Source organism: Streptomyces neyagawaensis (genome assembly GCF_023516595.1).
GTDB lineage: Bacteria > Actinomycetota > Actinomycetes > Streptomycetales > Streptomycetaceae > Streptomyces > Streptomyces neyagawaensis.
The window spans coordinates 77,793-101,809 of the sequence record NZ_JAMGBG010000048.1 but is presented as its reverse complement, the minus strand read 5'-3'; the positions used below and the strand labels follow the sequence as shown (position 1 = coordinate 101,809).

The window sequence follows — 24,017 nt, the reverse complement described above, 5'->3', positions numbered from 1 at the left end:
TCGTGCACACGACTCTCCGGTTCCGGGTGCCGTCGCACGGCGTCATGCGCCTCGCCCGCGTCCACCCGGGCGTGGGGCATGGTGTCGGACCACGGTCGCGGTGAAAGCGCAGGTGGCGGCGGCGGTGAGGGCGAGGAGCAGAAACCCCCAGGTGTAGTCGTCGGTGACGCTGTGGACGGCGCCCATCACCAGAGGCGGGAAGAAGCCTCCGAGCCCGCCCGCGGCGCCGACGACACCGGTGACCGATCCGACCCGGTCGGCGGGTACGAGACGGGCGACGAGAGCGAACACGGCGCCCGATGCGGTGCCCAGGGCCGCGGCCAGACCGAGGAAGGTCAGCGTGGCGATCGGGACCAGGGCGAGTTCGAGGGAGGTCAGGAAGGCGAGCGCGGCGATGGCGGTGTACGCCGCGATGAGCACCGGGACGGGGTGGAACCGGTCGGAGAGCCAGCCGCCGATCGGGCGGGCTGCGACCGCGAGGACGACGAAGCCGGCGGTGCGCAGCGCCGCGTCGGAGCGCCCGACATCGTAGGCGGTGGTGAGGTACGTGGGCAGGTAGACGCTGAAAGCGACGAACCCGCCGAAGGCCACGGCGTAGAGGAAGGCCAACTGCCAGGCGGTGGGCATCCGCAGGGTGGCCGTGGTGCGCGCGAGCAGGGAGCCGGGCGGGACGGCGCGATCGGGGTGATCGCGCAGCAGGAGGTGCGCGGTGACGGCGTACACGGCCAGCACGACGGCGACAAGGGTGAAGGGAAAACTCCAGTCGACGGCATCGGCGAGCTGGACGGTGGTGACCGCCGAGACGGCCGTCCCACCTGTGCCGATGCCGAAGATGCCGAGTGCCAGGCCGCGTCGTTCCGGCGGGTACCAGGCGTTGACGAACGGCACCCCCACCGCGAACGTGGTACCGCCCAGCCCGAGGAAGAAGCCCCCGACGAGGAACTCGGCAAGTGAGTCGGCCAGATGGCCCAGGTAGAGCACGGGCAGGATGGTCAGCGCGGTGATCAGGGGGAACATCCGGCGAGCCCCGACACGGTCGGTCAGTGCTCCGACGGGGATCCGGCCGAGTGAGCCCACGAGGACCGGCACAGCCACCACAAGGGACTGCTGGAACGAACTGAGACCCAGGTCGTCGCGGAGCGTCGGGCCGAGCGGCCCCAGCAGGGCCCACGCCCAGAAGCCCGCCATGAACCCGGCTGTGGCCAGGGCCAGCATGCGCGTCGGCTGCGGGAACCGGCTCACCGGCTCTTCCTTTCTCCGGACTCCGCTTCTTGATGGGCCTCGTGCGGGGGCACCGTCCGCCGCTGTCACGCCACCGCCACGCGGACCGCTGTGACCTTGTACTCGGGGCAGGAGGTGACGGTGTCCGCGACATCGGAGGTGAGGCGGTTCACCCCGCTCGTGGGGAAGTGGAACGAGCAGAAGACCTGGCCGGCGGCCATCTGGTCACTGACACGAGCGATGAGCCGGGCCCGGCCGTGTCGACTCTCCACCGTCACCTCGTCGCCGTCACCGACATCGTGGCGGTCGGCGTCGTCGGGGTGGATGTCCAGGAAGTCGACAGGGTCGAGCGCCAGGTTGCCGCCCCGCCGCGTCATGCTTCCGGAGTTGTAGTGGGCCCAGCGACGCCCGGTGACCAGAACCAGCGGATAGTCGTCGTCGGGCCGTTCGCCCGGAGGGAGATAGGGGGCGGCGGCCAGGTGGGCCCGGCCGTCCGCCGTCGCGAAGCGGTCGGTGTAGAGCTTGGCTTCTCCCGGCCGGTCGGGGGCGGTGCAGGGCCACGGCACGGCTCCCTCGCGGTCCAGTCGGTCGTGGGAGATGCCGGCGAAAACGGGTGCGAGCCGGCCGCATTCGGCCAGGGCATCGGCGGGAGTCGCGCAGCCCAGGTCGGCTCCCATGGTGTCGGCGACGGCCCGCAGGATGTCGAAGTCGGTGCGGGCCTGTCCTGGCGGGGGCACGGCGGGGCGCACGCGCTGGAACCGGCGGTCGAAGTTGACGAAGGTCCCGTCCTTCTCCAGCCAGGAGGCCACCGGCAGTACGACGTCGGCGTGCCGGGCCGTCTCGGACAGGAACAGTTCGTTGCAGACGACGAGCGGGCAGGTGTCCAGGGCGCGGACGACCTGGTTCGCGTCGGGATCGGTGGCGCAGACGTCTTCACCGATGACCCACAGCGCCCACAGATCACCGGCTCGTGCGGCGGCGAACATGTCCGGGATCCGCAGCCCGGGCCGCCCGGGTACCGGGACGCCCCAGACGTTCTCGGCCCGCGCGCGGGCGGCCGGGTCGGTCACCTTTCCGTACCCGGGCAGGAGGTCGGGCAGGGCGCCCATGTCGGAGGCACCCTGGACGTTGTTCTGGCCGCGCAGCGGGTTGACCCCGTACCCCCGGTCGGTGCCGACGGCGCCGCGCAGGATCGCCAGGTTGGCCAGGGACCGCACCCCGTCGGTGCCGTGGAGGTGCTCGGTCACACCGAGCCCGTAGACGATGGCAGGCCGCTCGGCTTCGCCGTACAGACGGGCGGCGGCGACCAGGTCCCGGGGCGGCACACCGGTGAGGTCCGTGACCCGGTCCGGCGGGTAGTCGGCCAGCAGTTCGGTGAGCGGAGACAGTCCGGTGGACCGTTCACGCAGGAACGCCTCGTCGATCAGCCCTTCGGCGAGCAGGACATGGGCGAGCCCGTGGAAGAGCGCCACGTTCGTGCCGGGACGCGGCCGCAGGTGTACGTCGGCGTGCGGGGCGAGGCCCACGGCACGCGGGTCGGCGACGACCAGCCTCGCCCCGTGGAGGACCCGCCTCAGCAGCCGGGCCCCGACCACCGGGTGGGCCTCCACGGGATTGGCCCCGACCACCAGCAGGCAGTCGGCCCGCTCCACGTCGTCGAAGGTGTCGGTGCCGCCGGAGAGCCCGAAGGACGCCGTCAGACCGGCGGCGGAGGGGGAGTGGCACAGGCGGGAGCAGTTGTCGACGTTGTTGGAGCCGATGACGACCCGCAGGAACTTCTGTACGAGATAGTTCTCTTCGTTCGTGGCGCGGGCCGAGGAGATCGCCGCCACGGAGTCCGGGCCGCCGATGTCGACGGCGGTCCGCAGCCCTCGTGCGATGTGAGCCAGGGCCTCGTCCCAGCCGACCGGCTCCAGCACGCCGTCGCGTCGCAGCAGGGGCTGGGTGAGCCGTTCCGGTGACGTGCGGAATCCGTGGGAGAAGCGGCCCTTCACACACGCGTGGCCGCGGTTGACCGGGCCGTCCCGGGCGGGCAGCACCGCCGTGACGTCACCGTCCTGTGCGATCACGTCGAGGGTGCATCCCACGCCGCAGTAGCCGCATGTGGTACGGGTCCGGGCCTGCGTGGGAGGGAGCGCCGAGGTGAGTCCCCGCGCCGGTCCCGGCTGCGTGATCGCGCCGGTGGGGCATGTGTCCACACAGCCGCCGCAGGCCACGCAGTCCGACTCGGCCCAGGGCCCGCCGGTACCCGGCGCCACGACGGTGTCACCGCCTCTGCCGACCAGGGTGAGGGCGAAGGTGCCCTGCAACTCGGAGCACATGCGCACGCACCGACCACAGGCGATGCACAGGTCCCGGTCCAGGTGGACGTACGGGTGGGACTCGTCCCCGCCCCGGCCTCCGGCGCCCTGCGCCAGCTCGGGTCCGATGCCCATCGACCGGCAGACCTGGGCCAGTTCGCTGGGGCTGCCGTCGGCGAGGGCCCGGGGCGGCAACGCGGAGACGATGATCTCCACCGCTTCCCGGCGCAGCCGCACGATCTCGTCACCACTGGTGTCCACACGCATGGCGGGGGAGGCCGGAGTGACACAGGCCGCCGCCACGCGACCCCCGACCCGCACGAGGCACGTGCGACACGAACCCGCGGGACTGAGCCGGTCGTCGGAGCACAGCGCGGGCAACTCGATGCCGGCCGCCCGCACCGCCATGAGCAGCGACCACTCCTCGGGCACCTCGACAACGGTGCCGTCGACCTCGATCGATACTCCGTTCATTGGGGGTCCCAGCCCGCCGGCCGGTCCCCGTAGGCGCGGGCAAGGCTGCGTACGGCGGGCGGGATCCGTCGTCCGAAGGCACACAGGCTCGCCTCGGCCAGGACACGCGACAGCCGCTCCCACTCCCGGCCCGGTGGCGTGCCGGAGGACGCCCACTCCAGGCCGCGGCGCGAGCCGACACGGCAGGGCGAGCACGCGCCGCAACTCTCGGCCGCCGCGAACTCCCAAACGTGACGCAGCACTTCCTCAGGTGTCACCCGTTCGTCGAAGGCGACGAGACCGGCGTGGCCGAGAGCGGCGCCCCGGCCCGACAGTCCTGCCTCCGACAGCGGCACGTCCAGCGCGTCGGGAGCGAGGAAGCCGCCCAGCGGACCGCCCACCTGGAGGGCCATCAGCTCCGCTCCGTCCTTCAGCCCGCCTCCCAGCTCGGTGACGATCCGCCGCACCGGTGTGCCGAGCTCGACCTCGTAGCAACCCGGCCGCACGAACCGCTCCGACAGACACACCAACTTGGTCCCCGTCTCGTCGGGCGTGCCCCGCCGTGCGTACGACCGGCCGCCGTGCTCCACGATCCAAGGGACGGCCGCCAGGGTCTCCACGTTGTTGACGACGGTCGGCGCGTTCCACAGACCACGCTCGGTCGGGTACGGCGGCCGGGGCCTGGCGCATCCGCGCCCACCCTCCAGCCCGGCGATGAGTGCCGTCTCCTCACCGGCGACATAGGAGCCGGCGCCTTCGGCGATGTGGATGTCCAGGGAGGTGGCCGTCCCATGGACCGACGGTCCGAGATGCCCTTCGGCGTACGCCTGACGCACCGCTTCCCTCATCCGTGCCAGCGCGGCCGGATACTCGGAGCGCACCAGCACCGTGCCCTGACGAGCCCCGCAGGCGAAGCAGGCGAGAGCCAGCCCCTCCAGCACGTGTCCCGGATCGGCCTCCATCAGCAGTCTGTCGGCGTAGGAACCCGGATCGCCTTCGTCCCCGTTGGCGACGACGACGGTCCCGGGCGCGCGGCCGGCCGCTTCCCACTTCGCCGCCACGCGGAATCCGGCGCCGCCACGCCCCCGCAGCCCGGACGCCGCCACCTCCCGGTGGACCTCCTCCGGAGTGCCTGACGACAGCGTCCTCGACCACACCCGCCACGCCGACTCACCGGAGAGCAGGCCACTCAGCAGAACCGGGTCACCGGTGTCGTCGGCCACCGGGATCACCGGCGCCCGCGGTGCCTCCCGACCGGTGAGCTGAGCGGTCAGGGACGCCCCGGTGCAGGGTGTGGTGCCGTCGAGGGCGGCGGGCCCCGCGTAGCAGTAACCCACACAGCGGACGGCCTGAAGCGACACTTCACCCTGCGGTGACGCGGTGTGGGCGGCGACCCCCAGCTCACGCTCCACCTCGGCGAGGTGCCCTCCGCCTGCCGCGGCGAAGCACGCCGTCGCGGCGCACACCCGGACATGACGGTTGCCGTGCGGGGCGGCGAGGTCCGCGTAGTAGCCCGCAGGTCCCAGCGCGGCGGCGGCGGGCAGACCGGCGCGGGCGGCGACAGCCGGCGCCCAGGACTCGGGACCGTCCCCCGTCGTGGCCCTGGCCTCGGCCAGCGACTCGACCAGCCTTTCCCCGGGCCTCCCGTGCCGGTCCGCCAGCGCCCGGAAGGCGTCGAACGAGTGAGCGGAGTGGACGAGCGCCATGTATTCATCGTGAAGGCAGACGTGCGGGACCGCAGCCGGGGGATCGGCACGCACGAGCGTCGCCTGAGAGCGTCCCGCGGATGCCCCGAGCATGGTCGACTGCTGCGTCTCGACGGCGCCGTCGTCAGCGAGCCGGTCCGCGCGGCCGTCGGCGTTCACAGGGGACGGTTGGCCCCTACCGATGGTGCGGGGCACTGGCGCAGCCTGAGACAGTCAGACGTGGAGGCTTCCCCTCACCCGAGAGGTGCGCGACGAGCATGAACGCCCGGGCCAGGGACGATGCGGAGGAGACGCGGGTGCTGGTGGTCGAGGACGACCGCGGCATCGCCGAGTCCCTGGTGCGCGGCCTGCGGCAGGCGGGGTACGGGGCCGAGAGGGTCGGGACCGGACGGGCAGCCCTGTCCGCACCCACACCCGACGTCGTCCTGCTCGATCTGGGGCTACCCGACCTCGACGGCGTCGAGGTGTGCCGGAGGCTGCGTGCCCGGTCGGACGCAGCGATCATCGCGGTGACCGCCCGAGGCGAGGAGGCGGACCGCGTACTGGCCCTGGACGAGGGCGCCGACGACTATCTGGTGAAGCCGTTCGGGCTGGCCGAGCTGCTGGCGCGGATCCGCGCCGTGCTGCGTCGCCGGCGTCCGGCCGGGCCGGAGATCCTGCGGCACGGTCCGCTGGCGCTCGACCTGCGCACCCGCCAGGTCTCGGTGAACGGCCATGGGGTCGCTCTGACCCCGAAGGAGTTCGGCATTCTGGAGTGCCTGGTCGCCGATCCTGGTCGGGTGGTGAGCCGACAGCAGATCCTGGAGCGGGCCTGGGACGCCCACTGGTACGGACCGACGAAGGTGCTGGACGTACATCTGGCGGCACTTCGCCGCAAGCTCGGCGTGCCCGGCCTGATCGAGACGGTCTACGGGCAGGGCTTCCGGCTCGGGACGGTCCAGGAGCCGCGGGAGCGGCCGTGACACGCCGGATCACCTGGACCCTCCTCGTCCTGACCTCCGTGCTGCTGGTGCTGGCCGTGGTACCGCTCGCGGTGGCGCTGACCGCGCGCGAGCGAGTCGCCTACCGCGAGAGCCAACGGGCGGCCACCAGGGTGATCGCCGCGGCCGCCGAGGAGCATCTCTCCGATGACAAGCCGCCGACCGTCATGCGTCAGGAGCTGGACAGGGCCGCCCGGGCCGGCGACTGCGCCGCCGTGTACGACGCTTCCGGACGCGTGGTGGCCAGTACGCGCTGCAAGGCGGCCCAAGGCGAGGAGGCGGACGAGCAGGTGGAGGACGTGCTGGACGGGCGTCAGCCGGAGCCGCCGGAGAACGAGGGGTGGCTGCTGGCCGCGGAACCGGCCGGTGAGGTGCGCCGGCCCGCCGGAGCGGTCGTCCTCGCCCGCTCCTCCGGTCCGTTGGACGCCCGCGTCGCGGCGATCTGGGGCTGGTCCTCCGCGATCGGCGTCGCAGGGTTGGCCGCGTCCGCGCTGCTGTCCGTGCGCCTGGCCCGCTGGGTCAGCCGTCCCTTGTCGACGCTGGACACCAGCGCTCGGCGACTGGGCGAGGGCGCCCTCGACGAACGGGCCGACGTCGGCGCGGGTCCGCCGGAGGTGCGTCGACTGGCTGCCACCTTCAACACCATGGCGGCCCGGATGGAGACCCTGGTCCACGGCCACCGGGCCGTGATCGCCGACGTGTCGCACCAGCTGCGTACGCCGTTGGCCGCGCTGCGGCTGCGGCTCGACGTCCTGGCCGCCGACGCCAAGGGCGAGACCGCTGCGGAACTCGCCGCCGCGCAGGAGGAGATCGCCCGGTTGTCCCGGCTGGTCGACGGGCTGCTGGCGGTCGCGCGCGCCGAGCAGGCCACGGCGCGTCCCACCGCGGTGCGGGTCGACGAGGTGGTCACCGAACGGGTGGCCGCATGGTCGCCCGTCGCCGAGGAACGCGACGTCCGGCTGATCGCCGTCACCGGAAGACCGGCACTGACCGTCGCGCTGGGTTCGGGGCATCTGGAGCAGATCCTCGACAACCTGATCGCCAACGCCGTGGACGCCGTGCCCACCGGCGGGAGCGTGACGCTCGACCACCGAGTGGCGGGCGGCTCCGCCCGAGTTGTCGTCAGGGACGACGGGCCGGGGATGACGGACGAGGCGAAGGCCGTCGCCTTCCGCCGGTTCGGCAACACCCGGGCCCGGGGCGCGGGCCTGGGGCTGGCCATCGTGCACCGGCTCGTCACCGTCAACGGCGGCACGGTACGACTGGAGGACACGCCCGGAGGCGGACTGACCGTCGTACTCGATCTGCCCCTGCGGCCGGAGAGCGGGCGTCGCGGCAGGACGCCGGGATCTTTACCAGTTCTGAAGGAGACCTGAGGGAGTTTCAGGGGGCCGTGCGATCAGCCTGGAAGTGCACGCAGCCGATTCGGGCCGCCGATTCTCCAGGAGTGCTGCCATGGCCCCCTCGCCCGGTGACTCCCCGCAGACACCCGCCCCCGTGCCCTCCGCCCGCGCACGCGACCGCGGTCTGCGCCGCAGCCGCCGCACCACGCTGTGGATCGCGGCCACGGCCGCGGCCGGCGCGGCGGCACTCGGCGGGGCCTACACGCATCTGCTGCCGGGCGGTCAGGCCACTCCCGCGCCGTCGAACGCTCCGATACACAGTCCCTCGGCGTCGACAGCCGGGACATCGGGATCGGGAAAGGACGACGAGGGACGCGAGGGGTCGAACGGCCACGAGAGCGACGAGGATGACGACGAGGAGGGCGAGGCTCCCGCCACGCAACCGGCTCCGCAGCCCCCTGCCCAGCCGCCCGCCGCGACCCGGCAGCAACCGCACACCACCACGGGGGCGTCATGACCACACGCACCCCGGCTCCCTCGCCCTCCCGGACCGTCTTCCCGGCCCTCGGCACGACCGCCGCCCTTCTGGTCACCGACCCGGCCGCCCTGCCCGCCGCGGAAGCGACCCTGCGCGCCGAGCTGGCCGCCGTCGACCGCGCCTGCAGCCGCTTCCGGGCCGACTCCGAACTCACCCGTGTGAACGCGAGTGCAGGTGTCACGACGGCGGTCGGGGAGTACTTCGCCGATGCCTTGCAGGCCGCCCTGCATGCGGCACGCCTCACCGACGGGGCCGTGGACCCGACCGTGGGCGGTGCGCTGACAGCGCTCGGCTACGACCGCACCTTCGTCTCCCTCCTGCCCGAGGACGCCCGCCCCGTGCCGGTGGCCCGACCGGCGCCCGGCTGGCGGCGGATCGCCTTCGACCCGCACACCCGCATGCTGCGTCTGCCCCCCGGGACCCGCCTCGACCTGGGGGCCACGGCCAAGGCCCTTTCCGCTGACCGTGCGGCCCGGCAGGCCGCCGCCGTGACCGGCTGCGGAGTTCTGGTCGGCCTCGGCGGTGACCTGGCGACAGCCGGTCCGGCACCCGAGGGCGGCTGGCGCATCGCCGTCGCCGACGACCATGCCCGACCCGCCCCCGAAGGCGGTGCCGCTGTGGCGGTGACCGGTGGTGCGCTGGCAACCTCGGGCATCCGGGTACGCACCTGGCGGCGCGGTGGACGGATCCTGCATCACATCGTCGACCCGGTGTCGGGCGAGCCCGCCGCATCCGTGTGGCGCACGGTCACCGTCGCGGCCGCCACCTGCGTGGACGCCAATGCCGTCAGCACGGCGGCGATCGTGCTCGGCGACCGGGCAGTGGACTGGCTGAGGGGCACCGGCCTGCCCATCCGGCTGGCAGGCGTCGACGGCACCGTCGTCCGCCTCGGCGGCTGGCCCCCCGATGTCCACGCCCCCGCTCCCGCAGGCCTCGGAACCACCGCCCCCGGAGGCCCACGATGACGACACTCGGCCTGGCGGGCAGCCCCCTGTGGTACGCGAGCCGCGCGGGCGGCACCATCGCCCTGATGCTGCTCACCGCCACGGTGGTGCTGGGCATAGCCTCCGGCGGGCGGACCGCGCCACGGCGGATCGGCCGCTTCGAGATCGCGCTGCTGCACCGCAACCTGTCCCTGCTCGCCGTGGTGTTCCTCGCCGGCCACGTGGTGACCGCGGTCCTCGACCCGTTCGTGCACCTGGGATGGACGGTGGCCGTCGTGCCGTTCGGAGCGCCCTACCGGCCACTCTGGCTCGCACTGGGCACGGTCGCGCTCGATCTGCTGCTCGCGGTGCTGGTCACCAGCGCCCTGCGGCGTCGGCTCGGGGTACGCCGCTGGAAGGCCGTGCACTGGTTTGCCTACGCCGCCTGGCCACTCGCCCTCTTCCACAGCGCCGGGACCGGTACCGACACCCGGCTCCCTCTCCAGCTGTGGCTGTACGCCGGCTGTCTCACCGGGGTGGTCGGTGCGGTGTGGTGGCGACTGGCGAAGGCCGGTCCGGGACGCGTCGTCGGCCGACTGGTGGCCTCCGTGGCCGTCGTCGCCGTACCCGTGGTACTGACGGCGTTCCTGGCCGCCGGCCCGCTCCAGCCCGGCTGGTCCCAGCGTGCCGCCACCGGGACGATCCTGCTCGGAGGTGGACGGTGACCTTCTCGACCGCGGACACCTCCGCACCCCTCGAAGGTACGGCCGAACCGGGTGACTCCACAGTCGCCCGCCTGCTGGCGGGATGGCACGCCACCGCGCGACCGGCCGACCTCACCGATCACCTACGGCGCCACGGGCCGTCCCCCGTCGCCCACGTTCCCGGTAGCCGGACGACGATGCCGCTCGTGGACGCCGTCGAGTCGGCCGGACTCACCGGACGCGGCGGAGCCGGATTCCCCACCGCCCGCAAGCTGCGTGCCGTCGCCGAACGCCGACGCCGCGCGGTGGTCGTCGCCAACGCCATGGAGAGCGAACCCGCCAGCCACAAGGACCAGTTCCTGCTCGCCGTCGCACCGCACCTCGTCCTCGACGGCGCAGTTCTGGCCGCGCTCGCGGTGGGCGCCGACACCGTCCACGTGTGCCTGCCCCGCACCCGCACCGCCCAGTACCGTCGGCTCAGCGCCGCCTTGGACGAACGGAGCCACGCGGGCGTCGATCCGGTGCGGCTGCACCTGCACGCCCTGCCGCACGCCTACGTCTCCAGCGAGTCGACGTCGCTGGTGCGCTGGCTCGACGGGGGACCGGCCCGCCCCCGGGGCACTCCGCCCCGCACCCACGAGCGCGGCGTCGCCCGCCGCCCCACCCTCGTGAACAACGTCGAGACCTTCGCCCACCTCGCGCTCATCGCCCGCCACGGCCCTGACTGGTTCCGGCGGTCGGGCGTTCCGTACGAGCCCGGCACAACGCTCGTCACCGTCTCCGGCGCCGTCGCCGCGCCGGGCGTCCAGGAGGTCGCGCTAGGCACCCCGATCACCGAGGTCCTCGACCGCGCCGGGGGCCCCAGGCAGCCCGTACGAGCAGTCCTGCTCGGCGGCTTCGCGGGCACCTGGCTCCCGGCCGAACACCTCCGCACCCCCCTCGCCCGACGCGACCTGGCCCCGCTGGGTGCCGCCCCCGGCGCGGGCGTCCTCGTCGCGCTTCCGCACTCCGGGTGCGGGTTGAGCGAAACGGCGCGCATGCTCGCCTACCTGGCCGCCCAAGGGGCCGGCCAGTGCGGCCCCTGCAGCTTCGGCCTGCCGGCCGTGGCCGACGACTTCGCCGCGCTGGTCACCGGTCGGGCGGACCCCGGCCTGCTGCCCCGGCTGCTACGGCGGACGGGTCTGCTGCCGGGCCGCGGCGCCTGCCGACACCCCGACGGCGCCGCTCGCCTCGCCGCGTCCGCGCTGCGCGTCTTCGCCGACGACATCGACGACCACCTGCGTCACGGCGTCTGTTCCGCCGCCGACTGCCGGTCACCGCTGATTCCCGTTCCGCCCGCCCTGCCCCCGGAGACCTGGAGATGATCCCCACCAAGGCTCTACGCGTGGACCGCATCGCCTGTACCGGGCACGGCTTGTGCGGGGAACTGCTCCCCGAGCTGATCGACCTCGACGAATGGGGCTACCCCGTCATCAAGGATCGGGAGGTGCCCGACCACCTGCTCACCCACGCCCGCCGGGCCGCCGCGGCCTGTCCCGTCCTGGCCCTCCACCTCGACGCCGCCCGGACCGCCGGTGGAACTCCCCGCCACCGGACCGGCCGGTCGAGCCGCACCAGGAAGCGCTGGAAGGTGGTGCCGAAGTCCTTGAGCGGCCGTGGGTTCCGGTGACGCGGCGACGGCCGGGAACCCCCCAACGGTCGCGGGGTGTGACCGTGGTGGCAGGGCATGCCCCTCGTACCCGAGAAGGGCAGTCACCGCCTCTGTCTGCCAGGCGTCCCCGGGAGGTAGCTTGGTGGAGAAGGCCCCTTTGAGGAGGGCGATGCGATGCCGTGGTTCGTGTGGCTGCTCGTCGCCGCGGCGCTGGGCGCCGCGGAGGCCTTCACCCTGACGCTGGTTCTCGGGTTGATGGCGGGTGCCGCGTTGGTCGCCGCCCTGGTCGCCGGTGTGGGCATCGGGCTCTTCGGCCAGCTCGTGGCCCTCACGGCGGCGGCCGCGGCGGGCCTCTTCCTCATCCGTCCCGTGGTACTGCGGCACATGGCACAGCAACCTCTCGTACGAGACGGCAGTGACGCCCTGATCGGCAAACGGGCCCAGGTCATGCAGGAGGTCACCGCGACCCGTGGCCTGATCAAACTCTCCGGTGAGGAGTGGTCCGCCCGCGCCTTCGACGAAACCCTGGTCATCCCGGCGGGCGCGTGGGTGGACGTCATGGAGATCGAGGGCGCCACGGCCGTCGTCTACCCCCGCGAACTCCTTCCGTGAACGGCTGAACACACCTCAACGGAGGCACTGTGGATCCGCTCGTCGTCCCCCTCCTCGTGGCGATCCTCGTCGTCGTCCTCCTCGTGGCCTCCAGTGTGCGGATCGTGCCCCAGGCGCGCCGCTACAACGTCGAGCGGTTCGGCCGGTACCGCCGGACGCTGCAACCCGGACTGAACCTGGTCGTGCCGGTCGCGGACCGCATCAACACCAAGCTCGACGTGCGGGAGCAGGTCTATTCGTCCGACCCCAGGCCGGTGATCACCGAGGACAACCTCGTGGTGAACATCGACACCGTCCTCTACTACCAGATCACCGATCCACGGGCGGCGGCCTATGAGGTCGCCGACTACCTCCAGGCGATCGACCAGCTCACCGTGACCACGCTGCGCAACGTCATCGGCAGCATGGACCTGGAGGAGACCCTCACCTCTCGTGAGGAGATCAACTCCCGGCTCCGCGCCGTCCTCGACGACGCCACCGGCAAGTGGGGCATCCGGGTCAACCGCGTCGAGATCAAGGCCATCGATCCGCCGGCCACCATCAAGGAGGCGATGGAGAAGCAGATGCGGGCCGAGCGTGACAAGCGGGCGGCCATCCTGCACGCCGAAGGGGAGCGGCAGGCCAAGATCCTCACCGCGGAAGGCACGAAGCAGAAGGACATCCTGGAAGCCCAGGGCGCGCAGCAAGCCATGATCCTTAGGGCGGACGGCGAGGCCAAGGCGGTGGAACTCGTCTTCCAGGCCGTCCACCGCAACAACGCCGACCCCAAGGTCCTGGCCTACAAGTACCTCGAAACACTCCCGCACCTGGCAAGCAGCGACAACAACACCTTCTGGGTGATCCCCGGGGAGCTGACCGAGGCGGTACGAACCGTCACCCGGGCTTTCGGCGACGAGTCGGCGGCAGGTTCCGCCGCCTCCGGGCGGCCCGAGCAGGCAGCCGCCGCAGACGGTCGCGACAGCCCCGACGACGGCAGGGTTCCCCAGTTGGAGGCGGGCTCGATCGTGTCCCTCGATGCCGCCGCGGCCGCGGACGAGGCGGAGAAGCAGGCCGCCGCGGCGGTGAGCGACGCCAAGGCGGAGGCCGAGGCCGCGAAGTCACCCCAAGTCCCGCGCCGGCCCAGGACCGCCGGGGACTGAGCCCGCCAGGACCGCCGGGGACTGAGTCCGTCCTGGGCTCGCCGGGCCGGTCGGTGGCGACGACCAGGCAGGTGTGGGCGTCGACGATGACCCGCACGTGCAGCAAGCGCTGCCACGCCTTTGCTTCCGGCGTGCGGCTGGTGGTGGTGTGGTCGGGGGCCCGGTGGACCAGGCGCGCCTCTGCCGGGCGGCGGTCAGCTCGGGCTGGGTGCCATCCCTGGTTGTGCCGGCGCGGGTCGGGGACGGAGAGCATGGCTTCCTGCAGGGTGATGGCGACCTGCTGTTCGCGGGCGTGTGCCTGGCGCAGCTCCTGGTTCAGCCGGTGCAACTCCAGGGCCCTCACGTACAGCTCGGCTGCCATGCCCTTCTCCCGCTCGGTGAACTCCTCGATGAGTTCGCCGACCCGGCGTGAGCGGATGAAGGCGGTGACGTCCTCGGCCTGCTGGACGATCCATTTCGCTTCGCCGTCGGGCCCGGAGATCGGGGTGTGCCGCTGGTTCGGACCGGCCAGCGAATGCCTCTATGAAGGAGGCTCCCCCTACGGCGTGGGAACGGTCCGCCACCTGCGGGTGTACCGACTGGTCCGGGCTCGCGAGACGCAGCTCGTCCGGACAAGATCTTCCAGGACGTGATGAAGCGGCTGGAGGGCATGTGCCGCCGTCCCTGACACCCTCAGCTCCGGGAAACCTGGGCCGGGGCCGGCCTCTCCCTCTCGGTCTCCGGTTCGACGTCCGGGGCCGACAGCACGACAGCCGCCTGTCGGCGGATGACATCGATCGTCTCGACGAGTTGCTCCCGCAGCAACCGGCAGAGCCCGGCCCGCCCCTCAGGAGCCCAGGCCGGTCCGCTTGAACCACTCATACACACCTCCGCCGGGCGACCCGCCCTGAACGTCGTCCACCGGATGCGCCGACCCGTCCGCGACCAGCACGGCCTCACCACCAGCCGGTTCCACACCCGCACAACCCGCCATCACAGCGGAGGTGTTCGCCCCGGAGACAGGGGAGGGGCTGACATGGCGTGCCCGCTCCGCCTCCGACGCCGACCACCGTGCCGCGGTGTCATACCGTCCACAACGACGCCCGCTCGATCTCGGTGGCCCGCCGAAAGGGTGGCCTCGGCAGCCGCCCCCTGGGAGGTCGGCGACCACGCCCGGAATTCCCCCAATGGCCCACGCACAGCTCACTGGCCGGCATGAGGAGCGGAGCGGTCTGACATCACATCACTCGTACCGGCGGACCCGGCGCTACCTGCCCGGACCCAGCCGCTCGACCTCCGGACGATCTGCTCAGCCGTTCTCCCCCAGGCGCGTTGGATACGCCCACCCCATGCGGTGACCGGCCCAACGGACAACCGCAGAACCTCGGACATCTCTCTCCGCAGACAGCGATACGACGTACCAGTCGTCGGCACCGTGACGACTGGCGCAGTCGGAGGAGCAGACACATGGAGACGAACGAGTACAGGCAGGGGACCGCGTTTCCCGGAGTGATCGCCCGCACGGCAGAGGCATCGACGCCTGCTTGGCCCCAGCCGATGCGGGCTGTTCCTTGGGCGAAGAACGCCCGCGCCCGCATGGGGGCCGACCCGTGCGGTGAGGCCGCCGTCGACCGGGAGCCTCGGCAGCACAGGCACATCTCACCGTGGCCGGAGTGGATATGGGTCAGGCGGATGCCGCGTCGGCCGACTTCCAGGCCCGTCGCCGGGCCACCAGCAGCCCTGCCGCGAGGAGGGCGGCGGCCAGCCCCAGCAGGCCCACGGCGTCGGCCAGCGTGCCGACCGTCGACTCCAGGGCGAGCAGCACCAACGGGCAGACGAAACAGCCGCCGAAGTAGGCCGCCGTCCACAGGCCCGTGCCCCGGCCGCGGTCCTCGTACTCCAGCCTGGACATGGCACTGGTGAGCAGCGCCGGCAGCATCATCCCCGTACCCAGGCAGTTGATCACCGCGCCGACCAGCAGCAGCGGGACGCCGCCGGCGAGGAACATCACCCCGAAGCCGACCGCGCAGAACGCGAAGACGACGGGCATCATCGGGTCGGGCGAGCGCTTCAGCCGGGCGAAGGTGATCGCTCCGGCCACCGTTGCGGCGCTCGCGGCCGCGGTGGCCAGACCGATGACACCGGTGTTCTCCACCCCGAGGTCGTCGAGCAGGTAGGACATCTCCACCGGGACGGTGTAGAAGACCATCGCCCCGAAGAAGGTGAGGGCGCAGATGCCCGACATCTGCCGCCAGGGGAAGGGGCGACGTACGGTCGGGGCGGTCTCCGTGGCCTCGCTCACCACAGGGCTGGGCAGTGCGAGGGCCAGCACCGGGGCGAGCAGGAGGCTCACCGCGTAGACCCAGAACGGAATCCGCCAGCCCGCCGTGCCGGTGGCGCCGCCGAGTACGAAGAACGCCGTGGCGGACGCGGAGGCGCACATGGTCTGCAGGGCGAGGTATCTCACCCGCCGGTGACCGGAGTAGTAGTCGCCGATCAGGGTGGTGCAGCAGGTCATGATGGCGGCCTCGGTGACGCCGACCAGGGCACGGCTGGCGATGATCGCGCCCAGCGAGTCCAGCCAGAGCGGCGCCGTGCCGAACAGCGCGTACAGAACCGTTGCCACCAGCAGCAGACGCTTGCGGCCCAGTCGGTCCACGATCAACCCGGCGAACGGGGCCAGCAGGGCGAGCGCGAGCGCCGGAACGGTCAGCGCGAGGGGAATCAGCGCCCTGGCACCGGGCGTCGAGGCGAAGTGGTCCTGCATCTTCGGCAGCACCGGAGCGATCAGCACCGCCCCCAGCACGGGCAGACAGCTGCCCGCCATCAGCGCGGTGACCCGCAGGCGGTGGGCCGGGCCCGACACGCTCACGGGCGACGGGGTGGAGTCATCGGTCGAGGTGGAGGGCAAGGGCAAGGGCACGGAAGCGGGCATGGTGGACTCCAGGGGGACGAGGTGGGGGAGTGGGCATGCCCCACAGGCGCCGGCGGCGCTCGGCATGCTGCGGGGAGCTCACGCCGGTGGCTGTTCCGGGCGTGGCGTCAGGTGGGACGACTGTGCGGCCTCGGGGACCCGCCGCCCACCCTCCGCACAATCGGTATCCCGGATCCGGCGCATCCGTTCAACCAATGGGGTGTCCCAGGGCCTGAGCAGGGCGGGCTGTGACGCGTCAGCGGCGTGGGAGCCGCTTCATGGGCGGGCCCGGGGGCGTCGGCGTCCGGTCGGGAGGGGTACCGGCTCAGCGCCGGGGATGACGGTGTTGCGGACGGAGCCGAGGACGTCCGCCGTGAGGGTGACGGTGTCGCCGGGCTTCAGCGGGGGCGGGACACGCTCGCCGCGGATGCCCCACAGTTCGGCCAGGCAGCCGCCGTTGCCGCTGGTTCCCGAGCCGAGCACGTCGCCGGCTCGCACGACAGTTCCGCGTGAGGCGTAGGCGATCATCTCCTCGAAGGTCCAACTCATGTTGGACAGCAGGTCCGTGCCGACTGCCTCGCCGTTGATCTCCGAGGTCAGGGCGAGGCGCAGGAATCCGTCGGCGTCCCGGTACGGCTCCAACTCGTCCGGGGTCACGAGGTAGGGCCCGAGGGTGGTGGCGGTGTCCTTGCCCTTGCAGGGGCCGAGGCCCACCTGCATCTCACGGATCTGGAGGTCACGGGCCGACCAGTCATTGAACAGGGCGTATCCGGCGATGTGGTCGCGCGCCTGCTCGGGCGTCAGGTCGCGGCCGTCGCGGCCGATGACGACCGCGACCTCGAGTTCGAAGTCCAGCACCTTGCTGCCGGGCGGATACGGGACGTCGTCGTGCGCGCCGATCAGGGCTTGGGGGTTGGTGAAGTAGAAGGTGGGTGCGTCGTACCACGCCTTGGGTACGCCGTGGCCCCCGGAGCGTCGTACGCCCTCGATGTGCTCCTCGAAGGTGTAGAAGTCCCGCACGGACGGCGGTTCCAGGGGCGGAAGCAGCCTTACGGCGTCCAGCGGGACCGGGTCCGAGGTGGGTGGGAGGTCCGTTGCCGCTCGCGGAAGGCCGGAGCGGATCAGGTCGAGCAGTGTGGTGCCGTCGGGGAAGGGACGTAGGGCGGCACCGTCCATCACGCCGCAGTGGCGGCGACCCTGATATGCGTACGTGGCGAAGCGCATGGGGGCTCCAAGGGGCTGGGCCGGGGCGCGGCGGGCACTCAGGGCCATGAGCGGGGGGCATCGCCGCGCCCCGGAGCAGGGAGGATCAGACCGGCGGGGCGATGAAGCAGCCGCGGTCGGGGTCGTTGAAGGACTCCTTGGCGACCAGTTCGTTCACGGGGTTGGCGGTGCCCCACTGGTCGGAGACCTCGTCGGTGGAGAAGTCGTAGACGTGCGGGTGCCAGGTGTCCTCGTCCAACTGCTCCAACTCGGTGGTGTATTCGAGGGTGTTGCCGTGCGGGTCGTGGAAGTAGGAGAAGGTGTTGTCGCCCGCGAGGTGGCGGCCGGGGCCCCATACCTTGTGCACCCCGGCGCGCAGCAGTCGGCCGGTGCCCCGCATGTACTCGTCGATGCCGCGCATCTCGAAGGAGATGTGGTGCAGGGCGGTGTGCGGGCCCTGGGCGATGGCCATGGAGTGGTGCTGGGAGCTGATCCGCATGAAGTGCATCGCCTCACCCATCCTCGGGTGCCAGAGGGTGTCGGAGAGCCGGAAGCCGAGGTGACGCTCGTACCACTCCTTGGTGGCGTTGAGATCGGGGGAGTTGATGACGACGTGCGACAGCTTGACCGGGATCGATTCCTTCTCCTCGATCTTGCGGTGCCGGCGTACGACGACATCGGCGGAGACCTCGATGGTGCGGCCGTCGATGTCGAAGAAGCGGAAGCCGTAGCCGCCGCCGGGGGTGTCGACCTTGTCCGGCTGGGAGATCAACTGCACGCCATCGGCGAGGAGTTGCTCGGCCAGCGAGTCGACGTCGGCCGGGGCGGCGGCGCCGTAGGAGATGAGGTCGAGGCGCTTCTCCTCGGCCTTGCGCAGGCGCACGATGTACTGCTCGGGGCTGCCCTCGGCGGCGAGGAAGGAGATGCCGGAGTCCTCGGCGACCTTGGTCAGGCCCCAGATGCCGGCGTAGAAGCCGAGTTGCTTGTCGTAGTCGGGCACGGCGAGGTCGACATGCCTCAGGTGGGTGAGCAGACGCTCGGTCATGAGTGGGGCTCCTGTTCGGGTGGCCTCAGACGAGGCGCAGCAGCGATGCCGCGTTGGCACCGCGAATGGCGTGGAAGTCGGGGTCGGGCAGGTGAGCGGCGCTCAGGGCGGCCAGCGGGTCGGCGGCCCCCATGTCGAAGGGGAAGTCGGAACCGAGCAGCACCCGGTCGGCGCCCGCGATCCGGACCAGCTCGCGCAGGACGGACGGGTCGTGGACGAGCGAGTCGAAGTACAGCCGCTTGAGGTAGCTGCTGGGCGGGTGGGCGCAGCCCCGGGCGTCGGGGCGGGCCCGCCAGGCGTGGTCGGAGCGGCCGATGTGGGTGGGAAGATAGCCACCCCCGTGCGCGGCTATCAGCTTCAGCTCCGGGTGCCGGTCCAGGACCCCGGAGAAGATCAGGTGCGAGAGGGCGACGGCGTTCTCGGTGGGCTGGCCGACGGTGTTGGACAGGTACCACTGGTCGAGGCGTTCGTCGAGGGTGCAGCCGTAGGGGTGCAGGAACAGCAGCGCCCCGGTCTCCTCGGCGTGGCTCCAGAAGGGTTCGTATGCGGGGGCCGACAGTTCGCGGCCGGGTGCGTGCGAGGAGATCTCGACACCCGACAGGCCCTGTTCCAAGGCGTGTTCGAGGGCTTCGACGGCCAGGTGCGGGTGCTGGAGCGGGACCAGTCCGAGGCCGCGCAGCCGCTCCGGTGCCTGCGCGCAGTGTGCCGCGACACCGGTGTTGGCCAGCTCCCACACGGTGCGGGCCAGCTCCTCGTCCGCCCAGTAGTGGTAGTCGGGGACGGGAGAGACGAGCTGTATGTCGACACCACTAGCGTCCATCGCGGCCAGGCGGGCTTTGACGTCGGTCAGCATCGGGATGCGTTCACGGATCATGGGCCCACTGACGGCCTGGGCCTCCGGGCCGGTGCGGCGGGCCTCCAGAGCGCGGGCGGCGGCACGTTCCGGCCACCCGGCGACGGCTTCCTCCAACTGGGGGAGTACGACGTGGGCGTGGACGTCGACGGTCGGCGTGGTCACGGCAGTTCCGTCAGCACGGTCATCGTGCGGCCGATCAGACCGGGCACGTCGGCGTCGCGTACCCCGTCCAGCTGCCACCGGCAGATCTGCACGGCGCCGTCCACGACCAGCCGGACTCGGGGGACGCGCCGCTCGTAGTAGGCCGTGAGCAGTTCGTCGTTCCAGTCGTCCTGGCCGGCGAGCAGCTCCGCCAGGACCAGCGCGTCCTCCAAGGACATCGCCGCGCCCTGGGCGAGAGTAGGTGGGCAGCTGTGAGCGGTGTCGCCGACGAGCACGACGCGGCCGCGGTGCCAGGAGCCCTCGACCAGATGCCGGGTGAATACTGTGTAGTTGACCTTCTTCGGGTCGGTGATGGACGCGCGGATCTCGTCCCAGGCACCGCCGTACGGCTCGGCGAGACGGCGCATCTCCTCGGCGTAGGCGTCGGGGACGAGGCTGGCGCGGTCCCGCTGGGGTTCCACCAGGTACGCGTAGAGGGAGTCCGGGCCGGTGGGACAGTAACCGGCGATGTAACAGGGCCCGCCGTAAGCGAGGTCGGTGCGCTCGACACTCGTGGGACGAGGTGCGCAGACGCGCCAGATCCCCATGCCGACGGGTTCGGGCCGCTCACTCATGCCGATCATGGCGCGGGTCGCGGAGTGCAGTCCGTCGGCGGCGACGACCAGGTCGTACCGGCCCGACGTGCCGTCGCTGAAGGTGACGTCGACACCCGCGGCGTCCTGTTCCAGCTGCTGGACGGTGGTGCCGAGCCGGACACGGGCACCGGATCTCCGGACCGCGTCGATGAGAATGCGCTGGAGGTCCGCCCGCTGCATGCCGACAACCGCGGGCAGGTCCGGTCCGCCGGTGCGGTGATGTGCGTCGACGTGCAGCACCGTCCCGTCGGGAGCGGTGATGCCGAGCGCGTCGAACCCGAAGCCGTGCTTCTCGACCTCCTCCCACACGCCGATCTGGCGCAGGACGCGCAGGGCGTTGCCTTGAGTGGTGATTCCGGAGCCGTGGACGTTCCAGTCGGCCTTGGCTTCGACGAGGTCGACGTCGATGCCGGCTTTGCGGAGCAGGACGGTCAGGCCGTTTCCTGCGGTGCCGCCGCCGACGACGAGGACGATGGGGGTACCCCCGGCAGAAGGCTGGGGGCGGGTGTCGGTCATGGGGAACTCCCTTGTTCCTCTGGCTGTGCGATCCAGCTGCTTCACCGCGATCGGGCCGATGTGCTACTTGACGGCGATCGGGTTGACGGGTGAGCCGACGGCTCCGGTGATGGGCAGGGGTGCGGCGGTGAGCCAGAACTCGTAGACGCCGTCGTCGGCGCAGTCCTCGGCGAGCGCGTCGAGGTCCCACATCTCGCCGACCAGCAGGCCCATGTTGGGGATGACGACCTGGTGCAGCGGCTGGAAGGCGTTCTCGAACTCGTTGGGCCGGACCTCGAAACCCCAGGTGTCGGTGGCGATCGCGGCGATCTCGGTGCGGTGCAGCCACCCGGCGGTGGTGAAGGACAGGCCGGGTGCGTCACCGCCCGCGTAGTCGCCCCAGCCCTCGCGCCGGACCCGGGTCAGCTGCCCGGTGCGCACGAGGACGATGTCACCCCGGCCGACGCTGACGCCGTGTGCCTCGGCCGTGGCGGTCAGGTGCTCCTCGGTGATGGCGAAGCCGTCGGGCAGCTCTCCCCCACTCTCGGCTCCGCTCGAGCGGGAGATGCCCCCACCGAGGCCGATGACCCGTCCCACGTCGAGGAGGACGCCGCGCCCGGCGATGTGCGGGGCCATGTGTTCGATGCCGGTGACGAGGTCGCCGTCGGAGGTGACGACCTTGTCGGCCCGCCGGCCGTTCCAGGCGAAGCCGTGGTCGAAGACGTGGCCGAGTCCGTCCCACTGGGTGGAACACTGCAACGGCATCGTGATGAGGTCGTCGGCGCCGCCGATGCCGTGCGGGGAGCCCTGGTTGCCGAGCGCCGCGTCGGTGCCGGTCATCAGCATGGTGTGGATGGGGTTGGTGCGCCTGAGCCAGCCCTTCTGCGGGCCGTTCATGTCGAAGCGCTGTGCGAGCGAGAAACTCACCCCGCGTCGGCCCAGCGCCATGCCCTCGCGGCGCTTGGCCTCGTCGAGGAAGTTCAGGGTGCCGAGAACGTCGTCCTCTCCCCAGCGTCCCCAGTTCGAGTACGCCTTCGCGGCCACGGCGATGGCGCCCTCGGGGTCGCGCCGGTCCAGGCTCATGCCGATGTCTCCGCCACACAACGGGTGCGCTGCACACCGAGCCCGGTGATGGACCCCTCCATGACGTCGCCGTCGCGCAGCAGCCGTCCCCAGTGCATGCCGTTGCCGGCCGGGCTGCCCGTCAACACCAGGTCACCGGGCAGGAGTTGGGCGGTCTGCGAGATGTACGACACCAGCCGCGCGACCCCGAACAGCATGTCCTTGGTGGACTCGTCCTGCATGGTGTCCCCGTTGAGCCTCAGCGTGACCCGCAGGTCACCGGGGTCCGCGATCGACTCGGCGGGGACGATCCACGGGCCGAGCGGGGTGAAGCCGGGCGCGTTCTTGCTGTGCAGCCAGTCGGTGCCGATGCCGGGCATGTCCGGGCGGAAGACGGTGGCGCGGTCGGTGAGGTCGTTGGCGATCGTGTACCCGGCGACGTACTCCAGCGACTCTTCCACGGAGACCCGGTGGGCGGGTTTGGCGATCACGGCCGCCAGCTCCAGTTCCCAGTCCGGCTGCGTGGCCCATGCGGGCAGGACGACATCGTCGTACGGGCCCGTGATCGCGCTCGGCAGACCGATGAACACGTACGGCAGGTCCTCGCGCGCCCGCCGGTCCATGACCTCCGCGAACTCCGCCCGCGCCTCCTCGACCGTGCGGGGATCGTCGGGGGCGCGGTGGGCGACGGCCAGGTCGATCACGTGCTGCCGGTAGTTGGCGCCGGACTGGAACACTTGCCGTGGCTCCACCGGGGCATGTACCCGCAGGCCGTCCAGCGGCAGCCAGTCGCCGGCCGTGCCCGCGGCCAGAGTGCGCAGACGGGGCAGCACCTCGTCCCAGCCCTCCAGCAGCGTGCGCACGGTGAGCGCCGGCGCGCCCAGAGCGGCCCGCAGGTCAAGCACGCGGCGGCCCGGCACGGCCAGAGCGGGGAACGGATCCCGGCCCGGTGCGCTGACGGTGCCGAGGGCGAAGGGGCCGGAGAAGGTCGGTGAATCAACATCACGTTTCACGGATGTGTCCTCTCGGTGGCGGTGCGACTAATCTGGCCGCCCCGCATCCGATTGGGGAAATCGATTCGCCGGATGAAGCTCATCGGCCGCACCGATGAGCTTCTTGTCTCGTCTCTCGTCTCCCGACGGGCGACCAGCCCTCGGGAGCGTCATGCATCTGGCCAGCCTTGACCTGAATCTCCTGGTGGCTCTGCGCGCTCTGCTGGAGGAACGCAACGTCACCAAGGCCGGGCAGCGCATCGGGCTCAGCCAGCCCGCGATGAGCGGCGCCCTCGCGCGACTGCGCCGGCATTTCGACGACGACCTCCTGTTCAGGACAGGCAACAGCTACGAGCTGACCGCCCTCGGCCAGGCGCTGCTGGAGCGGACGGCCAGGGCCTGCGACATGGCGGAACGGGTCTTCAGCAGCCAGGCCGAATTCGACCCGGCCGAGGACCGCCACGAGTTCAAGATCATCATTTCGGACTACGCGGTGACAGTCTTCGGCACCGAACTGACCCGCACCGTTCACGCGGAGGCGCCCGGGGTCCGGCTCCATTTCGAGCTGACTCCCGCCACGGTCACCGAGGAGACGGCCGCGCTGCTGAGCACCACCGACGGGATGTTGCTGCCGCACGGCTTCATCAGCGGTTACCCGGCGGTCGAGGTCTTCCAGGACCGCTGGGTCTTCGTGGTCTCACGGGACAATGCGGAGGTGGGCGACGAGCTCACGCCGGACGACCTGAGCCGGCTGCCCTGGGTGACGTACCGGCGGCTGTACGACACACCGTCCACGCGGCAGCTGAGCATGCTCGGCATCGAGCCCCGCTCGGAGGTCTCCGCCGACACCTTCCAGGCACTGTGCTTCCTCGTCGCCGGCACCCGCAGGATCGCCCTGGTCCAGGCCCGGCTCGCCGAGCGGCTGCGGGACGCCGCAGGCATTCGGATCATGGAGCCGCCGTACGGGACGATGCCCCTCCACGAAGCTCTCTGGTGGCACCCCGTCCACACCCACGACGCGGCGCACACGTGGCTTCGCGAGACCGTCGCGCGGGTCGCGAAACGGATGGCAGAGCACTCACCGGAAGGGTGACCGAGCTGCCC

Annotated in this window: 21 protein-coding genes; 11 read left to right on the top strand and 10 right to left on the bottom strand. The window is 71.7% G+C overall.

Going from position 1 to position 24,017, the window contains the following annotated elements:
• Nucleotides 1-42 precede the first annotated feature (42 nt).
• The 3 genes from M8J73_RS21605 to M8J73_RS21595 form a co-directional block, all read right to left on the bottom strand.
• Complete coding sequence (locus M8J73_RS21605) at nucleotides 43-1,215, bottom strand: MFS transporter (protein ID WP_055541346.1); 1,173 nt, start codon at nucleotides 1,213-1,215, stop codon at nucleotides 43-45.
• Between the two features lie 92 nt (nucleotides 1,216-1,307).
• Nucleotides 1,308-3,995 (bottom strand): formate dehydrogenase subunit alpha, encoded by a 2,688-nt coding sequence (gene fdhF, locus M8J73_RS21600; RefSeq protein ID WP_055541344.1) that lies wholly within the window; start codon nucleotides 3,993-3,995, stop codon nucleotides 1,308-1,310.
• Nucleotides 3,992-5,680, bottom strand: a complete 1,689-nt coding sequence (locus M8J73_RS21595) for an NAD(P)H-dependent oxidoreductase subunit E (protein WP_249828956.1) — start codon at nucleotides 5,678-5,680, stop codon at nucleotides 3,992-3,994. The genes fdhF and M8J73_RS21595 overlap by 4 nt, the downstream gene beginning before the upstream one ends.
• 257 nt (nucleotides 5,681-5,937) lie before the next feature.
• On the opposite strand from M8J73_RS21595, the gene M8J73_RS21590 reads away from it, so the two are divergent.
• The 10 genes from M8J73_RS21590 to M8J73_RS21545 all read left to right on the top strand — a co-directional run bounded on the left by M8J73_RS21590 (nucleotide 5,938) and on the right by M8J73_RS21545 (nucleotide 13,982).
• Nucleotides 5,938-6,642: a response regulator transcription factor gene (locus M8J73_RS21590; protein WP_055542007.1), complete on the top strand. Its 705-nt coding sequence runs from the start codon at nucleotides 5,938-5,940 to the stop codon at nucleotides 6,640-6,642.
• Nucleotides 6,639-8,036, top strand: a complete 1,398-nt coding sequence (locus tag M8J73_RS21585) for a sensor histidine kinase (RefSeq protein ID WP_249828955.1) — start codon at nucleotides 6,639-6,641, stop codon at nucleotides 8,034-8,036. Before M8J73_RS21590 ends, M8J73_RS21585 begins: the two co-directional genes overlap by 4 nt.
• Nucleotides 8,037-8,115: 79 nt before the next feature.
• Complete coding sequence (locus M8J73_RS21580; RefSeq protein ID WP_249828954.1) at nucleotides 8,116-8,520, top strand: hypothetical protein; 405 nt, start codon at nucleotides 8,116-8,118, stop codon at nucleotides 8,518-8,520.
• A complete protein-coding gene (locus M8J73_RS21575) occupies nucleotides 8,517-9,506 on the top strand; it encodes an FAD:protein FMN transferase (RefSeq protein WP_249828953.1) in 990 nt (329 codons plus the stop codon). Before M8J73_RS21580 ends, M8J73_RS21575 begins: the two co-directional genes overlap by 4 nt.
• Nucleotides 9,503-10,189, top strand: a complete 687-nt coding sequence (locus M8J73_RS21570; protein WP_249828952.1) for a ferric reductase-like transmembrane domain-containing protein — start codon at nucleotides 9,503-9,505, stop codon at nucleotides 10,187-10,189. The genes M8J73_RS21575 and M8J73_RS21570 overlap by 4 nt, the downstream gene beginning before the upstream one ends.
• Nucleotides 10,186-11,532: an NADH-ubiquinone oxidoreductase-F iron-sulfur binding region domain-containing protein gene (locus M8J73_RS21565; protein ID WP_249828951.1), complete on the top strand. Its 1,347-nt coding sequence runs from the start codon at nucleotides 10,186-10,188 to the stop codon at nucleotides 11,530-11,532. The genes M8J73_RS21570 and M8J73_RS21565 overlap by 4 nt, the downstream gene beginning before the upstream one ends.
• Nucleotides 11,529-11,837: a ferredoxin gene (locus tag M8J73_RS21560; RefSeq protein WP_079054868.1), complete on the top strand. Its 309-nt coding sequence runs from the start codon at nucleotides 11,529-11,531 to the stop codon at nucleotides 11,835-11,837. Before M8J73_RS21565 ends, M8J73_RS21560 begins: the two co-directional genes overlap by 4 nt.
• Before the next feature lie 156 nt (nucleotides 11,838-11,993).
• Complete coding sequence (locus M8J73_RS21555) at nucleotides 11,994-12,431, top strand: NfeD family protein (RefSeq protein WP_055539054.1); 438 nt, start codon at nucleotides 11,994-11,996, stop codon at nucleotides 12,429-12,431.
• Between the two features lie 29 nt (nucleotides 12,432-12,460).
• Nucleotides 12,461-13,570, top strand: coding sequence for an SPFH domain-containing protein (locus M8J73_RS21550; protein ID WP_055539053.1), 1,110 nt, complete (start codon nucleotides 12,461-12,463; stop codon nucleotides 13,568-13,570).
• Nucleotides 13,571-13,643: 73 nt separating this feature from the next.
• Complete coding sequence (locus M8J73_RS21545; RefSeq protein ID WP_157873149.1) at nucleotides 13,644-13,982, top strand: hypothetical protein; 339 nt, start codon at nucleotides 13,644-13,646, stop codon at nucleotides 13,980-13,982.
• A gap of 1,251 nt (nucleotides 13,983-15,233) precedes the next feature.
• Here the strand turns inward: M8J73_RS21545 and M8J73_RS21540 are convergent.
• From M8J73_RS21540 to M8J73_RS21510, 7 genes are all read right to left on the bottom strand, one after another.
• Complete coding sequence (locus M8J73_RS21540; RefSeq protein WP_055539051.1) at nucleotides 15,234-16,484, bottom strand: MFS transporter; 1,251 nt, start codon at nucleotides 16,482-16,484, stop codon at nucleotides 15,234-15,236.
• Nucleotides 16,485-16,739: 255 nt separating this feature from the next.
• Complete coding sequence (locus tag M8J73_RS21535; RefSeq protein ID WP_055539050.1) at nucleotides 16,740-17,687, bottom strand: fumarylacetoacetate hydrolase family protein; 948 nt, start codon at nucleotides 17,685-17,687, stop codon at nucleotides 16,740-16,742.
• 85 nt (nucleotides 17,688-17,772) lie between these two features.
• Nucleotides 17,773-18,711, bottom strand: coding sequence for a VOC family protein (locus M8J73_RS21530; protein WP_055539049.1), 939 nt, complete (start codon nucleotides 18,709-18,711; stop codon nucleotides 17,773-17,775).
• Between the two features lie 25 nt (nucleotides 18,712-18,736).
• Nucleotides 18,737-19,729 carry an amidohydrolase family protein gene (locus M8J73_RS21525; protein ID WP_055539048.1) on the bottom strand — a complete coding sequence of 331 codons (993 nt, stop codon included), beginning with the start codon at nucleotides 19,727-19,729 and terminating at the stop codon, nucleotides 18,737-18,739.
• Nucleotides 19,726-20,880, bottom strand: a complete 1,155-nt coding sequence (locus M8J73_RS21520) for an FAD-dependent oxidoreductase (protein ID WP_055539047.1) — start codon at nucleotides 20,878-20,880, stop codon at nucleotides 19,726-19,728. The genes M8J73_RS21525 and M8J73_RS21520 overlap by 4 nt, the downstream gene beginning before the upstream one ends.
• Nucleotides 20,881-20,943: 63 nt before the next feature.
• Nucleotides 20,944-21,942 (bottom strand): cyclase family protein, encoded by a 999-nt coding sequence (locus M8J73_RS21515; RefSeq protein ID WP_055539046.1) that lies wholly within the window; start codon nucleotides 21,940-21,942, stop codon nucleotides 20,944-20,946.
• The gene (locus M8J73_RS21510) at nucleotides 21,939-22,934 is read right to left on the bottom strand and encodes a fumarylacetoacetate hydrolase family protein (protein WP_055539045.1); all 996 of its coding nucleotides are present in this window, start codon (nucleotides 22,932-22,934) and stop codon (nucleotides 21,939-21,941) included. Before M8J73_RS21510 ends, M8J73_RS21515 begins: the two co-directional genes overlap by 4 nt.
• 151 nt (nucleotides 22,935-23,085) lie before the next feature.
• On the opposite strand from M8J73_RS21510, the gene M8J73_RS21505 reads away from it, so the two are divergent.
• Complete coding sequence (locus M8J73_RS21505; protein WP_055539044.1) at nucleotides 23,086-24,006, top strand: LysR family transcriptional regulator; 921 nt, start codon at nucleotides 23,086-23,088, stop codon at nucleotides 24,004-24,006.
• Nucleotides 24,007-24,017 lie beyond the last annotated feature (11 nt).

Excerpts from the sequence above, each read along its gene's own strand:
- M8J73_RS21555 (WP_055539054.1), top strand. The coding sequence starts at position 11,994 with ATGCCGTGGTTCGTGTGGCTGCTCGTCGCCGCGGCGCTGGGCGCCGCG.
- M8J73_RS21515 (WP_055539046.1), bottom strand. The coding sequence starts at position 21,942 with ATGAGCCTGGACCGGCGCGACCCCGAGGGCGCCATCGCCGTGGCCGCG.
- M8J73_RS21580 (WP_249828954.1), top strand. The coding sequence starts at position 8,116 with ATGGCCCCCTCGCCCGGTGACTCCCCGCAGACACCCGCCCCCGTGCCC.
- M8J73_RS21595 (WP_249828956.1), bottom strand. The coding sequence starts at position 5,680 with ATGGCGCTCGTCCACTCCGCTCACTCGTTCGACGCCTTCCGGGCGCTG.
- M8J73_RS21570 (WP_249828952.1), top strand. The coding sequence starts at position 9,503 with ATGACGACACTCGGCCTGGCGGGCAGCCCCCTGTGGTACGCGAGCCGC.
- M8J73_RS21575 (WP_249828953.1), top strand. The coding sequence starts at position 8,517 with ATGACCACACGCACCCCGGCTCCCTCGCCCTCCCGGACCGTCTTCCCG.
- M8J73_RS21540 (WP_055539051.1), bottom strand. The coding sequence starts at position 16,484 with ATGCCCGCTTCCGTGCCCTTGCCCTTGCCCTCCACCTCGACCGATGAC.
- M8J73_RS21520 (WP_055539047.1), bottom strand. The coding sequence starts at position 20,880 with ATGACCGACACCCGCCCCCAGCCTTCTGCCGGGGGTACCCCCATCGTC.
- M8J73_RS21560 (WP_079054868.1), top strand. The coding sequence starts at position 11,529 with ATGATCCCCACCAAGGCTCTACGCGTGGACCGCATCGCCTGTACCGGG.
- M8J73_RS21505 (WP_055539044.1), top strand. The coding sequence starts at position 23,086 with ATGCATCTGGCCAGCCTTGACCTGAATCTCCTGGTGGCTCTGCGCGCT.
- M8J73_RS21605 (WP_055541346.1), bottom strand. The coding sequence starts at position 1,215 with ATGCTGGCCCTGGCCACAGCCGGGTTCATGGCGGGCTTCTGGGCGTGG.
- fdhF (WP_055541344.1), bottom strand. The coding sequence starts at position 3,995 with ATGAACGGAGTATCGATCGAGGTCGACGGCACCGTTGTCGAGGTGCCC.
- M8J73_RS21590 (WP_055542007.1), top strand. The coding sequence starts at position 5,938 with ATGAACGCCCGGGCCAGGGACGATGCGGAGGAGACGCGGGTGCTGGTG.
- M8J73_RS21535 (WP_055539050.1), bottom strand. The coding sequence starts at position 17,687 with ATGCGCTTCGCCACGTACGCATATCAGGGTCGCCGCCACTGCGGCGTG.
- M8J73_RS21530 (WP_055539049.1), bottom strand. The coding sequence starts at position 18,711 with ATGACCGAGCGTCTGCTCACCCACCTGAGGCATGTCGACCTCGCCGTG.